The sequence below is a fragment of the uncultured Pseudoramibacter sp. genome, assembly GCF_903789625.1.
Taxonomy (GTDB): Bacteria; Bacillota; Clostridia; order Eubacteriales; family Eubacteriaceae; genus Pseudoramibacter; species Pseudoramibacter fermentans.
Genome location: NZ_CAIFFF010000003.1, coordinates 131,816 through 146,539, shown reverse-complemented (window position 1 = coordinate 146,539; position 14,724 = coordinate 131,816). Strand labels below are relative to the sequence as shown.

Genomic DNA, 14,724 nt, shown 5'->3' with positions numbered 1-14,724 from the left:
ATATTAATTAAAATCAAAATGGATTGTCGCCTTGGCAATATCTGAATAGCGAAACTGGATTTCTTGTTGATCGTCTAAAACAACGATTCCATCATCGCCCGCTTCTTTTAGCAAAACGCACAATTTTTTCTTTTTATTTATTGGCTTAAATAAATTAATATCTATTTTTTTCCCAACAGCCGCCTGATAGTGTTTAACTCTTGTTAATTTTCTTTCAATTCCTGGAGAAGATACTTCCAATGTATACGCATCCTGTATTGGATCTACTTCATCTAAAAATTGACTGATTTTACGACTGACAGTTTCACAGTCATCTAGTTTTATACCATCTGGATGATCAATATAAACAATTAAGACTTTATTTTTTCCATTTTTGTTTAATTCAACATCGTAACATTCATAACCCATTTGGGTAACAATGGGTTCAAACAATTCATATATTTTTTCTTGTTTAGTCATTTTGTTTCACAAAAAACATAAGAGTGGGAAGCCCCACTCTCATGCCATAAATTATATATTCTTTTTAAACTGCTAAAATTTCCTTTTCTTTTTCGTCCAAGATTTGATCAATTTCTTTTATTTTTTTATTTGTCAAATCTTGAATATCATCTTGAATATCGTGCAATTCGTCTTCGCTGATTTCATTATCTTTTTGCTGAGCTTTAATTTTTTGATCAGCTTTTCTTCTTACGTTTCGAACTGAAACTTTGCACTCTTCGCCATATTTTTTGGTTAATTTGACCAATTCTTTTCTTCGTTCTTCGGTCAGCTGCGGTACAACTAATCGAATTATTTTCCCATCGTTTGATGGATTAAATCCTAAGTCGGCCTTTAAAATAGCCTTTTCAATATCTTTGATGCTATTGATATCGTATGGCTGAATTGTAATTGAACGAGGTTCCGGAACAGCTATTGTAGCAATCTGATTAACAGGCGTCTTTGCTCCGTAATAATCAACTGTTACCTTGTCTAAAATATGCGCATTCGCTCGTCCGGCTCGTAATGTCAGCAAACTACTATTTAAATTTTCAATGGCGCCGTTCATCTTTTGTTCGGCAGCCGTCATGACTTCATTACTCATTTTTATCTCCATTAATTAATGTTCCAATTTTTTCGCCTGAAATAGCCCGTAAAATATTCTTTGGATCGTTTAGTCCAAAAACTAAGATTGGAATGTGATTATCCATACATAAGGTGATTGCAGTAGAATCCATCACCTTTAATCCACGATTGATGACATCTAGATAAGATAAATGAGAATATTTTTTAGCATCGGGATTAATGTTAGGATCAGAATCGTACACAGCATCGACATTCTTTGCCAACAAAATAATATTTGCATCAATTTCTGCTGCTCGCAGTGCTGCTGTTGTATCTGTAGTAAAAAAGGGGTTTCCTGTTCCAGCGGCAAAAATGACAATGCGATTTTTTTCAAGATGGCGAACTGCTTTGCGCTTAATGTAAGGTTCGGCAATTTCTCGCATTTCAATAGCTGTTTGAACTCGAACCGGAATTCCCATGCCTTCAAGTGAATCCTGCAGAGCGAGCGCATTCAGAACAGTTGCCAGCATTCCCATGTAATCTGCTGTTGATTTGTCCATTTCATCACTTTGGCGGCCTCGCCAAAAATTTCCACCGCCAACAACAATCGATATTTCAACACCTAAATCATATACAGATTTAATTGAAGTGCAAATATCTTTAACAGTTGATGGATTAATTCCAAACCCCTGATCGCCTGCCAGAGCTTCACCGCTAAGTTTTATCATCACACGCTCATATTTTGCTTTCACAGGAACCTCCTTATTCTATATCCTAAAAAAAGAACACAAAAACGTGCTCTTTTCGACAACAACTTATTTTTATATTTATATATATTATACACTATTCTACATAAATGTAAAGACTTGAAATGATTCTAAAAATAGAAACTTAGAGGTCATGAAATTTTATTGACAGTTAAAATGATAACCGTTAATATAACTTTTATATCTTAATTAATAGGAGGGATATTATGTCTTTAGAAGATAAAGTCCTTGCGATTGTAGAAGGTAAGGAAATTACTCAGAATCAGTTAGATCTTCTTATTGCGCAGGCTCCTGCAGATCAACAGGCTCAATTCAAAACACGTGAAGGGCAGCGTCAGCTGTTAAATGAAATGATTGCGCAAGAACTGTTCTACTTAAAGGGAAAAGATGAACACGTCGAAGAAACGGAACAATACCAAAAAGAATTTGCTGAAATGAAAGAAAAGTTCATGAAATCTTATATGATTGCGCATTTCATGGATAATGTGAAGGTAACTGAAGAAGAATTAAAAGCGTATTATAACGAACACAGCAATCAGTTTATTGCACCGGATTCAATCAGAGCTTCTCACATCCTGCTTCCTTCTAAACAGCAAGCTGTTGATATCATTAAAGAAATCAATGATGGCGGCAAAACATTCGAACAAGCCGCTAAAGATTATTCATTAGATCAGGCAAATAGAGAAAAAGGCGGAGATTTAGGCTATTTCCACAAAGGTCAAATGGTCGCTGAATTTGAAGTGGCTGCTTTTGCTTTGGAACCAGGTGAAATGACTTCCGAACCTGTCAAATCACAATTTGGTTATCATATCATTAAAGTAACCGATAAAAAAATCAAAGAAAAGATTCCTTTTGAAGCAGCTCATGATAGTCTGCATCGTTTCCTTTTAGGACAAAAACAGAACAGAGCTTATGTCAACGAAGCCGAAGATTTAAAAGATAAATATAATGTTGAAATTAAATTAGGACTATAACAAAAAAGACGTCATACGCAAGGTGATCGGCACCTTTCAAAAGTATGACGTCTTATTTATTTTAATGCACTAATTTAGCTAACCACTGCCAGAAACCCGTCGATTGCAAGAACAATATAACCATGATGACAGGTGCAATGTATTTTACCATCACAGAATAAATAGATTTTCTTTTAAAATTTTCTCCGTTCAATTCCATTTCATCAATGATCAGCTTAGGCTTTACGACCCATCCAATCAAAATGCACGATAATAAAGATGTAATTGGCATTAATACACTATTACTGATATAATCCGCTAAATCTAATAATTGTCCTACTGTACCGTTGGGCAATTTTAATTCAAAGTAAAAGATCGTGTATCCCAATGTAATTATGACTGTAGCCACACTATAAATAACCGTTAAGACTAGAGTGGTCTTTTTTCTAGGTGCATTAAAAAGCTTCGTGCAGTCTGCAACCAATGTTTCAAGAACAGAAATACAAGAAGTAAGCGCTGCAAAAGTCACCATAATAAAAAATGCAGCCCCGAAAACATTACCTGCTGGCCCCATTGCGTTGAATACCTTTGGCAAAGAGACAAAAATCAATGATGGCCCAGAAGCCATTCCTTCTGTTCCAGAGAAAACATAAATCGAAGGAATGATCATTAACCCGGCTAAAAAAGCCACAACGGTATCAAAAACCTCGATCATGTTAATCGAATGGTTTAAGTCTACATCTTTTTTTACATAAGACCCGTAAGTAACCATGATTCCCATCGAAACTGATAATGAGAAAAATAACTGACTCATCGCATCTAAGGCAACTGAGAGAAATTTTCCAAATGTCATTCCCTTAAAATTTGGAATCATATAAACAGCTAATCCCTGCAGACCGGTCCGAGTGACGCCATTTTCTGTATGCTTCAGTGTAAGTGAAAAAATAGAAATGGCCAAAATCATGATAAACAAAATCGGCATGCACACTTTCGAAAATTTTTCGACGCCATTCTGTACACCACGATACACAATAAGCGAAGTAAAGATCATGAAAATAAGACCATATACAATTGGAGCGACCGGTGATGTAATGAATGAAGAAAAATAGTTTGTGGAAGCCGCAGCTTGTCCCTCTCCAATAAAATAAGTTATTACATATTTGAGTACCCATCCGCCAATAACAGCGTAATAGGTCATAATAATTGCTGGAACTAAGAAAGTGATTTTTCCTAAAAAGCCCCATCCTGGTTTAAGCGCTTCATAAGCTTCAATTGGGCTTTTTTGGGTATATCTGCCGACCGCAATATCACTTGTAAGTAAAGTAAAGCCAAACGTTAGAACTAAAACTAAGTAAATAATTAAAAAAACACCGCCGCCGTCCTTAGCCGCTAAATATGGAAATCGCCAGATGTTTCCCAAGCCAACAGCTGAACCCGCAGCAGCCATCACAAAGCCAAGTTGTCCACTAAAGCTACTGTGAGAATGCTTATTTTGCATAAACTACCCCCTCTAAAACTTCTTAAATATTTAAGTATTCATTAATATATCATATATATTTGTTGGGATAAAGATTTATTTCAAGAAAAAAAGATGACAGGCTTACCCACCTGTCATCTCTGAACTGTTCTCTTAATCTTCATGTTTTTCCATCACGCTCATATACGCCGGTCTAATGATTTTATCTGTACAGATCAACTCTTCCATTCGATGTGCACTCCATCCAACGATTCTTGCCACAGCGAAAAGCGGTGTGTACAATTCAATTGGAATGTTTAACATGTTAAACACAAATCCGCTGTAAAAGTCAACATTTGCACAGACAGGCTTTTTAACTTTACGTTTCTCATTAATGAGCTCTGGCGCTAATTTTTCAATATTTTCGTAAAGTAAAAGATCGTTCTCTCTTCCCTTTTCCTTGGCCAACTGTTTAACATATTTCTTAAATATTTTTTCTCTTGGATCGGATAAAGTATAGACAGCGTGACCCATACCGTAGATCAGTCCTTTGTGATCCAGTACTTCCCCTGCTAGTATTTTTCTCAAGTAATAGGCTATTTCATCTTCATCAGAATAATCCTTTACATTTTGACGGATATCGTTCATCATGTTCATAACTTTAATATTAGCCCCGCCGTGTTTTGGCCCCTTTAGAGATGACATAGCTGCACTAATCGTAGAATACGTGTCAGAACCACTTGACGTTACGACTCGCGTTGTAAATGTTGAATTATTGCCTCCACCATGTTCCATGTGCAGAATCATGGCAGTGTCCAATGTCTTTGCTTCAACTGAAGTGAAAGATTGATCGGGTCTGAGCATCATTAAAAAGTTTTCAGCGGTCGACAATTCCGGCTTTGGATTGTGTACGTACATGCTGCCATCCAAATTTGTAAAAACATGGGCATGGTATGCATAAACGGCCAGCATCGGGAATTGACCGATTAATTGTAAGCATTGTCTTAAATTATTTTGAAGAGAGGGATTTTTGGCTTCTGAATCATAAGATGCCAGTGTCAAAATAGATCTAGACATACTGTTCATTATATCCGAACTGGGTGCTTTCATAATGACATCTCTGACAAAATTCGTCGGCAGTTTTCGATAATGGCGAACTGCTGAAGTGAAGGTTTTTAACTCTTCATCAGATGGCAATTCTCCCATTAATAATAAATAGGCTGTTCTGCCAAATCCCATTTCATTTTCACCTAAACTATTGATTAATGTTTCAATACGATAGCCTCGGTACCACAATTCCCCTTCACAAGGCACGCGTTTTCCGCCGACAACCTTTGTACCATTGACTGCGGAGATATTCGTTAACCCAGTTAGGACGCCCTTTCCATCAGGATCTCTCAACCCTAAATTAACGCCATATTCACTGTAAAGCCGAGGTGAAATTTCGTCATTTTCTTTACATATTGCTATTTGTCTTTCGAGATATTTTGATTGTCCTTGACTCATTGTTTCTCCTTTTCCAACTCTGTCGTGATAACGGTATCCAATTGCTTCATTAAGTCAAGTAATTTTATCATATTCTGTTGACCGTACTTTTCGATCACATGAGAATAAAATTGTTGCGTTGATTTTTGGTGGTCCTCAACTAATTTTTTTCCATCATCTGTGATCATAACGTATGTACCCTGTTCTCCATCTCCATCATGCTTCCAGATAATCAACCCTTTGTCTTGAAGCTGTCGCGATAAATTGGATACATAGCGAATTGGGCGGTGCAGACTTTCAGCTAAATCTGATAAATAAGTTTTACCTCCATAAATCGGATCATTTTTCTCATTTTTTAAAATTAAATTCAGTACAATGAACTCAGGAATTGTCATTTCGTGAAAAAAATGCTGGAGTTCACTGTTGTTAATCAACATAAACCTACGATATATTAATTCATCTGATAGATCAAAATTGTGCTTATCTTTTTGTTTATCCTCTGTCATTTCAATACTCCTATCTATGATATTTTTCTCGTCTATGCTTATGCTTTGGTATTTTTTGAATAAATCAGGTCTAAACCTTTCCGTCATTTTCAATGATTGAATATGACGCCATTTTTTGATTTTTTTATGATCTCCTGATAACAGTACGTCGGGAACGCGATACCCATCAATTTCCCTGGGATGTGTATATTGCGGATACTCTAAAAGAAAATGATCAAAAGATTCTTCTTCAAGACTAGATGCTTTCAAATTATCTTTTAATTGTCTTAATATTGAATCCGTCACAACCATAGATGGTAATTCTCCGCCAGTTAAAACATAATCACCTATTGAAAGTTTTAAATCAACATGATTCATAACACGTTCATCAACACCTTCGTAATGGCCGCAAATCATAATAATATTATCATAAGTGTGGGCAATTTTTCGAGCCATTGCCTGATTATACGTCTGTCCAGAAGGTGACATTAAAATTGTAAAAGTCTCACTATGTTTGAGTGCATTGATCGCTTTTACAATTGGTTCATAACGCAGAATCATGCCGGCGCCACCACCGTAGGGCGAATCGTCAATTTTGCGAAAACTTCCTTTGACAAATTGCTTGATATCAATCACCTGTACATTTGCTGTTTGATTTTTAATCGCCCGTTTGACGATATGAGATGATAAAAAGCCCTTAAAATCCTCTGGCATTAATGTCAATATATTTATATTTAACATAACAATTATTGTACTGACGAAGTCATATCCTTATTAAACCATTTTTTTGTCAACTTTGCATACGTACCATTATCGATTAAATGTTTTAACGCTCGATTAATTTTTTTCGTCAACTTCTCATTATCTTTTCGACAAACGATTGAATAATTTTCATTTGCTATAGGTTGAGATGTAATCTCATATTGATTTGGATATTTTTTTATGTAAAAAATTGCTTCAGACTCATCGATAATCAAACGATCAACCGTATCATTTTTCAATGCTTTAACGGCATAATTGAGAGAATTAAATTTCTTAACTTTCCCGTTGTCCAAGTGTGCCTTTGCAGTTCCGGCCCCACCACTATTTACAACAACGCCAACCTGTTTGTCTTTCAAATCCTTTAACGTCTCATTTGAATCATTTACCGCTTCATCGCCTGTTTTGGATTTTTTTAATATCACGATATTATTCACAAAGTAATGGTTTGACAAGCTGAAATTATCTTCTCTGGAAGGCGTGTCAGTTACAGAAGATAGGACACAATCGTACTTATTTCTATTCATCCTGTCAAAAATACTATTCCAAGATGTATTGATCCAATAAGGATTTACATTTAATTCTTTTGCAATGGCATTGCCTAAATCAATTTCAAATCCAATGACATTTTGTTTATCATCAGTAAAAGCCATTGGTGCATGATTTGCGCAGACGCCGAATGTAATTGTGCCATCAGCTAACGAATCTGAGTTTGTTTTCGTCTTTTGACTGCACGCAGTTGTTAAAGTAAAAATCAATGCTAAACAAAAAATCAGAAAAAAGATTTTCCTTGTTCTTTTCATGGTATACCTCTCTCTTTTGTATTCCATTCGACAAGTAATTTAAAATATTATACACTTTTTAATTATTTAATTAAAGTAATAAAGTCTTTTTAAAGAAATAAATAGAAATGCAAATTAAGGTATAGTATAGTATTAATTAATTTACTTATCAATGTGAGGGAAAAATGAATCAGCTACAAAGAACAGAATTATTACTTGGTTCAGAAGCCATGAAAACGTTAAGAAATTCGCATGTCGCTGTTTTTGGACTAGGCGGCGTGGGTGGATTTGCTGTCGAAGCAATTGCCCGCTGTGGTGTGGGTCATATAGATATTATCGATAAAGATACGGTTGATATTACAAATTTAAACCGCCAGATTATCGCGACGAGATCAACTATCGGACAATTAAAAACGCAAATTATGAAAGAGCGTATTCATGATATTAACCCACATATTTCAGTAAAGGCCTTTCCTATTTTTTTTCTGCCGGATACCAAAAATCAATTTGATTTCACACAATACGATTATGTTATTGATGCAGTGGATACTGTCACAGCAAAACTAACACTTATAGAAGAATCTTATCAGCACCATGTTCCAATCATAAGTTCAATGGGGGCAGGAAATAAATTGGATCCCACTAAATTTAAAGTTGCCGATATTTTCCAAACTTCGGTTGATCCATTGGCAAAAGTCATTCGACATGAACTGCGCAAACGTCATATCAATCAATTAAAAGTTGTTTACTCTACAGAAAAACCACAAAAAATAAAAACCGACAAATTTGAAAAAATTGTCGGTTCTGTCTCTTTTGTCCCATCGGTCGCAGGATTAATTATGGCTGGAGAAGTAATCAAGGATCTCATTCATTCTGTGTAAGAAATTCTTTTAAGTACGCACCTGTATATGATTTTGGATTTTGTGCTACTTCTTCTGGCGTCCCCTGGGCGACGATCGTGCCGCCGTTTTCGCCGCCTTCTGGGCCTAAATCTATGATATAATCTGCAACTTTAATCACATCGAGATGGTGTTCAATGATCACGACTGTATTTCCCATGTCTACCAAGCGATGCATAATTTTCACCAGTTTTGCGACATCATCAATGTGCAGTCCCGTTGTCGGTTCATCCAAAATATAAATGGTTTTACCTGTATTTTGTCTGGATAATTCGGTTGATAATTTTACTCTCTGTGCTTCTCCTCCAGACAATTGCGTAGAAGGCTGCCCCAGTTTGATATAACCTAACCCCACATCGTGAAGTGTTTCCAGCTTTCGCTTTAAGCGCGGGAGATTTTTAAAGAATTCAAGTGCTTCATCGACAGTCATGTCCAACACTTCAGCAATATTTTTTCCTTTATATTTAACGTCCAAAGTTTCCCGGTTATATCGTGTCCCCTTGCAGACCTCACACGGCACATACACGTCTGGCAGGAAATGCATCTCTATTTTTATGATCCCATCACCATGACATGTTTCGCATCTGCCACCTTTTACATTAAAGCTAAATCGTCCTTTATTGTAACCGCGGGCCTTGGCTTCATTTGTACTTGCAAATAAATCTCGAATTAAATCAAATAATCCTGTATATGTAGCCGGATTAGACCTCGGCGTTCTGCCAATTGGTGTTTGATCAATTGCAATGATTTTATCAATGTTTTTTATCCCTGAGATATGTTTGTGTTTCCCCGGGCGCTTGTAGCTGTGGTAAAGTGATCTGGAGACACCATTGTATAAAATATCTTTTACCAACGTCGACTTTCCCGATCCTGAAACACCTGTCACTAAAATAAGTTTTCCAAGGGGGAACGCAACATCGATATTTTTCAAATTGTGTTCAGCCGCTCCTGTTATTTTAATAAATTTTCCGTTGCCTTCTCTTCTTTTAGAAGGAACTGGAATTCCTTTCTGACCGGATAAATATTGCCCTGTAATCGATCGCTCTGACCGGATAATATCATCCACATGCCCTTCTGCAATAATTTCTCCCCCATTTACGCCGGCCCTTGGACCGATGTCGACAATCCAATCAGCTTCACGTATGGTTTCTTCGTCATGTTCAACAACAATGAGTGAATTGCCCAAATCTGTCAACTGCCTTAACGAGTTTAAAAGCTTACGATTATCTCTCTGATGCAGCCCGATACTCGGTTCATCAAGCACATACAATACGCCTGTTAATCCCGTTCCGATCTGCGTTGCTAATCGAATTCTCTGGCTTTCTCCTCCTGAGAGCGTCCCAGCTGAACGTTCGAGTGTCAAATAATCAAGACCGACATCTGATAAAAATTGAAGTCGATTTTTGATTTCTGTTATGATTTGACTCGCAATCAGCATTTCGTGTTCTGTAAGCGAGAGTTGATCTAGAAACTTTAGCGCTTCGCGAATTGAAAGTTCAGTAAACTCAATGATGTTCATATTCGCAATGGTTACGGACAATACTTTAGGGTTCAGTCTCTTGCCGTGACAACTTGGACACGGAATGTCCGACATGTATCTTTCAATAAATCCACGCATTGTATTTGATTTTGTCTCTCTAAACCGTCTCTCCATGTTATTGATCAGGCCTTCAAAGCGCGACGTATACGTCCCCTTGAATTTACCATCGTAAGTGACAGTCATTTCATCATCAGAGCCATATAAAATTTCATTAAGACAGGCCTTTGACATATCATTTATTGGCGTATCAAAGTCATAATTGTATTTTTCCAGCAAACTTTTTAGCATTGACTGAAGATGCCTGTTATCGTGTTTAAGTCCAAAAAATTTGATAGCCCCTTCATTAATTGACAAGCTGCGGTCTGGTATTAAGATATGTGGATCAACTTCTTTGTGAAAACCTAAGCCGTTGCAGGTTGGGCACATCCCGTATGGGTTGTTAAAAGAAAAAGAACGCGGCTCAAGTTCTTCCATAGAAAAGCCGCAATCTGGACATGATAGCTTTTCACTGAACAGTCTACTTTCTCCATCGATGACTTGACATTTTACAAGGCCGTCAGACATTTTAAGTGCGATTTCAACTGAATCCGTCAAGCGCTCGCGCATATTTTCTCTCTTTTTCAGCCGATCAATGACGACATCAATTTGATGCTTAATATTTTTCTTTAATTCAATTTTTTCGGAAAGCAGGCGCATTTCACCGTCAACAACAACACGAACGTATCCTTCTCTTTTTAAGCGAGAAAGCAATTTTTTCTGCTGCCCTTTTTCGCCTCTTACTAAAGGCGCTAAAATCATAAATTTCGTTCCTTCTGGCAGTTCCAAAATGTGATCGACAATTTGGTCAATGCTTTGAGACGAAATTTCTTTGCCACAGTGTGGACAGTGCGGAATGCCAATTCTTGCATACAATAATCTTAAATAATCGTATATTTCCGTAACTGTTCCGACTGTGGAACGTGGATTCCTATTTGTTGTCTTTTGATCGATGGAAACAGCTGGCGAGAGCCCATCAATTTTTTCGACTCTAGGTTTTTTGCTATTACCTAAAAACATTCGCGCATACGAAGATAAGGATTCGATATATCTGCGCTGCCCTTCGGCATAAATCGTGTCAAATGCTAGCGTGGATTTACCCGAACCCGATACGCCAGTGAAAACAACCAACTGATCTCTCGGAATTTTTAGACTGACATTTTTTAAATTATGTTCTTTTGCTCCAATGACTGATATATATTTCATATAACTTTTTGACCTTTGATTTCCTTAATCAAATCTCTAATTTTCGCAGCCTTTTCAAAGTCAAGCTGAGCTGCAGCTTCTTTCATTTCTTTTTCAAGTTTTTCTAAATCAAAATCGTCTACATTTCGATTTGAAGGCTGCTTTTCGTATTTAACAGGTGTTTCAGCAGCTTTGGTCACTTCAATAATATTGTGAATATCTTTCTTTACAGTTTGTGGCACGATATGGTGATCTAAATTGTATTGCTGCTGAATTTTTCTTCTCCGCTTGGTCTCTGTAATTGCATAGTCCATCGATTTTGTAACGGTATCTGCATACATAATGACATGGCCATCTACGTTTCGAGCTGCTCGACCAATCGTCTGGATTAACGATGTTTCGCTTCTTAAATAACCTTCCTTGTCCGCGTCTAAAATCGCAACAAGTCCAACTTCAGGCAGATCTAATCCCTCGCGCAAAAGGTTGATCCCCACAAGGACATCAAAACTTCCAAGACGTAATTCTCTTAATATTTTCATTCTTTCAATCGTATCAATATCAGAATGTAAATATCGAACTCTAATTCCATTGTCTTTTAAATATTCCGTTAAGTCTTCTGCCATTTTTTTCGTCAGCGTCGTAATCAAAACGCGCTCTTTTTTCGAGACTGTTTTTCGTATTTCGCTAATTAAGTCATCGATCTGCCCTTTGGTCGGCCGAAGTGATATTTCAGGATCCAACAATCCCGTCGGACGAATCAATTGTTCTACAACCTGCTCACTATGTTCTGCTTCATATTTTCCTGGCGTCGCGGATGTAAAAATAATCTGATGAATTTTTCCTTCAAACTCTTCAAAAGTTAAAGGCCGATTGTCATAGGCGGAAGGGAGTCTAAATCCGTAGTCGACGAGGTTTTTCTTTCGCGCTCGATCGCCTGCACTCATGCCGCCGATTTGCGGAATTGAGACGTGAGATTCATCAGCGAAAATCAAAAAATCATCTGGAAAATAGTCAATTAATGTATAAGGCGGCGCACCCGGTTTTGAACCGTTAATATAGCGCGTGTAATTTTCAATTCCTGTACAATACCCCATTTCCTGAAGCATCTCTAAATCGTAATTGGTGCGCTGCAGTATTCTCTGTGCTTCAACAAGATAATCGTGTTCTTTAAACCAAGTGTATCTTTCGCCGAGTTCTCTGCGTATCCCTTTTATCGCGTTCTCAAGCCGATCTGGTGTGGTCGTATAATGCGAAGCCGGGAAAATAGCAACGTGGCTTAATTCTCCAATGATTTCACCTGTTACCACATTGATTTCCGTAATGCGGTCAATCTCATCGTCAAAAAATTCAATTCTTACTGCCTTATCAGTTGATGACGCCGGGAAAATTTCTAAGACATCGCCGCGCACGCGGAAATTATTTCTCTCAAAACCGATGTTATTGCGAACATATTGAATATCGACAAGCTGTCTGATGATTTCATCTCGATCCTTCTTCATGCCTGGTCTCAACGAAATAACGAGATTTTCATAATCGATTGGGCTCCCAAGACCATAAATACAAGAGACAGATGCAATAATGATGACGTCTGTTCGTTCAAACAAAGCTGCTGTGGCAGAGTGCCTCAATTTATCTATTTCATCATTAATCGAAGCATCTTTTTCGATATACAAATCTCTGCCTGGGACATAAGCTTCTGGTTGATAGTAATCATAATAAGAGACGAAATATTCCACTGCGTTATTTGGGAAAAATGTCCTAAATTCATTTGCCAATTGCGCCGCCAATGTTTTATTATGTGCCAAAACAAGTGTTGGTTTTTGAACGGCCTCTATGACTTTTGCCATTGTATAGGTTTTCCCTGAACCCGTTACTCCCAACAACGTTTGGTATTTCATCCCTTCTTTTATTCCCTTTGAGAGCTTATCGATAGCCTGCTGCTGATCTCCCTTTGGCGTAAAGTTTGATACAACTTTAAATGGTTTTTTGACTTTTGTGATTTTTTTCATTTTGAAATTTTACTACTTATTACTTCTAAGGCCTTCTGAAACTGTTGATCATTATCAGTAAGATAATTTTCCGTCAAATCACTTTCATTGACAACAAGGTCAGGCGTAATGCCTTTTTTATTGATATTTCTTCCCTTGGGTGTGTAATATTGAGCTGTCGTAATCTGATATCCCGTACCATCATGCATCGGAATAACGCTTTGGACAATTCCTTTTCCAAATGTTTGTGTACCAATAACGGTCGCCTTTTTGTAATCCTGCAATGCCCCAGTCAATATTTCAGAAGCACTCGCCGTATTTTGATCAACTAAAATAACCATTGGAAGTTTAACCTGAGCCTTGCTAGTTGCTCGATAGGTTTCATCATTGCCCTTTCTTCCCTTTGTCGTTACGATTTTCCCTTTATATATCAATTGATCGCCAATATTGACTGCTGTATCTACGATACCACCGCCATCTTCGCGCAAATCAATGATTAAGCCCTGAATATTCTTTTTTTGAAGTGAAGTCAGCTGCGTTTCAAAATCTTCATCTGTATTTTCTGCAAATTCAGAAATATAAGTATAACCTATTTTCTTTCCATTCTGATTAAAAGTTCTCGACGTCACTGACGAATTCTTTACTGCAGCACGTTCAACTTTAACATTTATGTCTTTCCCATCTCTTTGAATCACAAGCTGAACGCTGGATCCCGCTTTTCCTCTGACTTTATTCGCGACAGCAGACGAGCCTTTTCCAAAATAATTGGTGCCATCCACTTTTTTGATCACATCTCCGGCCTTTAAACCTGCTTCTTCTGCCGGTGTATTTTTCATAACTGACACAATATACGCGTTTTTATTGTTGTCTTCGCTTAATACGACCCCTATGCCATAATATGATCCAGAGATTTCTTGGGTCAATGCCTTGTATTCTTTTTTCGTGTAATAGATAGAATATTTATCCTTGATTGCCTTGAACATTCCTTTGTAACCAGACTCTGATAGTTTATCGGTATCCACTTTTTTATAGTAATTTTCTTCTATTGAATTCTCCAGCTGTGCAAATTTTTGAGTCGATTTTGCAATTTTAGAGGTATTGGCCTTGAATACATAGTAATCTTTTAAGTGAAAAATACCGAATGAGGTGAGAAAAAAAGTCAGCAGATTCGTTAAAATAATCACTAAAATGATAATAAGGACATTCTTTTTTGTACGATTCATTGATATTACTCCATTGAGATTGATTCCACTAATATAAATATAATAAGCCCCCCAATTGCTAATCTTTCATGAGTTTATAAACTCAATACAATTGGGGGGACGTAAATATTTCCGCGCTATTCAAA

Annotated in this window: 12 protein-coding genes; 2 read left to right on the top strand and 10 right to left on the bottom strand. The window is 37.1% G+C overall.

Annotated elements, in window-relative coordinates:
• Positions 1-3: 3 nt before the first annotated feature.
• The 3 genes from rimP to pyrH form a co-directional block, all read right to left on the bottom strand.
• Positions 4-459 carry a ribosome maturation factor RimP gene (gene rimP / locus QZX60_RS03135; RefSeq protein ID WP_295361288.1) on the bottom strand — a complete coding sequence of 152 codons (456 nt, stop codon included), beginning with the start codon at positions 457-459 and terminating at the stop codon, positions 4-6.
• A gap of 64 nt (positions 460-523) precedes the next feature.
• On the bottom strand, positions 524-1,066 hold the full coding sequence (gene frr / locus QZX60_RS03130; RefSeq protein WP_295361393.1) for a ribosome recycling factor: 543 nt from the start codon (positions 1,064-1,066) through the stop codon (positions 524-526).
• A gap of 7 nt (positions 1,067-1,073) precedes the next feature.
• The gene (pyrH, locus tag QZX60_RS03125; RefSeq protein WP_295361391.1) at positions 1,074-1,769 is read right to left on the bottom strand and encodes a UMP kinase; all 696 of its coding nucleotides are present in this window, start codon (positions 1,767-1,769) and stop codon (positions 1,074-1,076) included.
• A gap of 245 nt (positions 1,770-2,014) precedes the next feature.
• On the opposite strand from pyrH, the gene QZX60_RS03120 reads away from it, so the two are divergent.
• A complete protein-coding gene (locus QZX60_RS03120; protein ID WP_295361286.1) occupies positions 2,015-2,782 on the top strand; it encodes a peptidylprolyl isomerase in 768 nt (255 codons plus the stop codon).
• 61 nt (positions 2,783-2,843) lie between these two features.
• Here the strand turns inward: QZX60_RS03120 and QZX60_RS03115 are convergent, their stop codons facing one another.
• From QZX60_RS03115 to QZX60_RS03100, 4 genes are all read right to left on the bottom strand, one after another.
• The gene (locus tag QZX60_RS03115) at positions 2,844-4,259 is read right to left on the bottom strand and encodes a sodium-dependent transporter (RefSeq protein WP_295361284.1); all 1,416 of its coding nucleotides are present in this window, start codon (positions 4,257-4,259) and stop codon (positions 2,844-2,846) included.
• Positions 4,260-4,391: 132 nt separating this feature from the next.
• A complete protein-coding gene (locus QZX60_RS03110) occupies positions 4,392-5,723 on the bottom strand; it encodes a citrate/2-methylcitrate synthase (protein WP_295361282.1) in 1,332 nt (443 codons plus the stop codon).
• On the bottom strand, positions 5,720-6,928 hold the full coding sequence (trmD, locus tag QZX60_RS03105; protein WP_295361279.1) for a tRNA (guanosine(37)-N1)-methyltransferase TrmD: 1,209 nt from the start codon (positions 6,926-6,928) through the stop codon (positions 5,720-5,722). Before trmD ends, QZX60_RS03110 begins: the two co-directional genes overlap by 4 nt.
• A 5-nt stretch (positions 6,929-6,933) precedes the next feature.
• On the bottom strand, positions 6,934-7,749 hold the full coding sequence (locus QZX60_RS03100; protein WP_295361277.1) for an ABC transporter substrate-binding protein: 816 nt from the start codon (positions 7,747-7,749) through the stop codon (positions 6,934-6,936).
• Between the two features lie 164 nt (positions 7,750-7,913).
• On the opposite strand from QZX60_RS03100, the gene QZX60_RS03095 reads away from it, so the two are divergent.
• Positions 7,914-8,609: a tRNA threonylcarbamoyladenosine dehydratase gene (locus tag QZX60_RS03095; RefSeq protein ID WP_295361274.1), complete on the top strand. Its 696-nt coding sequence runs from the start codon at positions 7,914-7,916 to the stop codon at positions 8,607-8,609.
• Here the strand turns inward: QZX60_RS03095 and uvrA are convergent.
• Genes uvrA through QZX60_RS03080 form a run of 3 tightly spaced genes read right to left on the bottom strand, consistent with a single transcriptional unit; the run spans position 8,593 to position 14,599 of the window.
• Positions 8,593-11,409 (bottom strand): excinuclease ABC subunit UvrA, encoded by a 2,817-nt coding sequence (uvrA, locus tag QZX60_RS03090; RefSeq protein WP_295361271.1) that lies wholly within the window; start codon positions 11,407-11,409, stop codon positions 8,593-8,595. The genes QZX60_RS03095 and uvrA overlap by 17 nt on opposite strands.
• Positions 11,406-13,397 (bottom strand): excinuclease ABC subunit UvrB, encoded by a 1,992-nt coding sequence (gene uvrB / locus QZX60_RS03085; protein ID WP_295361269.1) that lies wholly within the window; start codon positions 13,395-13,397, stop codon positions 11,406-11,408. The genes uvrA and uvrB overlap by 4 nt, the downstream gene beginning before the upstream one ends.
• On the bottom strand, positions 13,394-14,599 hold the full coding sequence (locus tag QZX60_RS03080) for a S41 family peptidase (RefSeq protein WP_295361267.1): 1,206 nt from the start codon (positions 14,597-14,599) through the stop codon (positions 13,394-13,396). Before QZX60_RS03080 ends, uvrB begins: the two co-directional genes overlap by 4 nt.
• Positions 14,600-14,724 lie beyond the last annotated feature (125 nt).

Excerpts from the sequence above, each read along its gene's own strand:
- QZX60_RS03115 (WP_295361284.1), bottom strand. The coding sequence starts at position 4,259 with ATGCAAAATAAGCATTCTCACAGTAGCTTTAGTGGACAACTTGGCTTT.
- QZX60_RS03095 (WP_295361274.1), top strand. The coding sequence starts at position 7,914 with ATGAATCAGCTACAAAGAACAGAATTATTACTTGGTTCAGAAGCCATG.
- rimP (WP_295361288.1), bottom strand. The coding sequence starts at position 459 with ATGACTAAACAAGAAAAAATATATGAATTGTTTGAACCCATTGTTACC.
- frr (WP_295361393.1), bottom strand. The coding sequence starts at position 1,066 with ATGACGGCTGCCGAACAAAAGATGAACGGCGCCATTGAAAATTTAAAT.
- QZX60_RS03100 (WP_295361277.1), bottom strand. The coding sequence starts at position 7,749 with ATGAAAAGAACAAGGAAAATCTTTTTTCTGATTTTTTGTTTAGCATTG.
- pyrH (WP_295361391.1), bottom strand. The coding sequence starts at position 1,769 with ATGATAAAACTTAGCGGTGAAGCTCTGGCAGGCGATCAGGGGTTTGGA.
- QZX60_RS03120 (WP_295361286.1), top strand. The coding sequence starts at position 2,015 with ATGTCTTTAGAAGATAAAGTCCTTGCGATTGTAGAAGGTAAGGAAATT.
- uvrA (WP_295361271.1), bottom strand. The coding sequence starts at position 11,409 with ATGAAATATATATCAGTCATTGGAGCAAAAGAACATAATTTAAAAAAT.
- trmD (WP_295361279.1), bottom strand. The coding sequence starts at position 6,928 with ATGTTAAATATAAATATATTGACATTAATGCCAGAGGATTTTAAGGGC.
- QZX60_RS03080 (WP_295361267.1), bottom strand. The coding sequence starts at position 14,599 with ATGAATCGTACAAAAAAGAATGTCCTTATTATCATTTTAGTGATTATT.
- QZX60_RS03110 (WP_295361282.1), bottom strand. The coding sequence starts at position 5,723 with ATGAGTCAAGGACAATCAAAATATCTCGAAAGACAAATAGCAATATGT.
- uvrB (WP_295361269.1), bottom strand. The coding sequence starts at position 13,397 with ATGAAAAAAATCACAAAAGTCAAAAAACCATTTAAAGTTGTATCAAAC.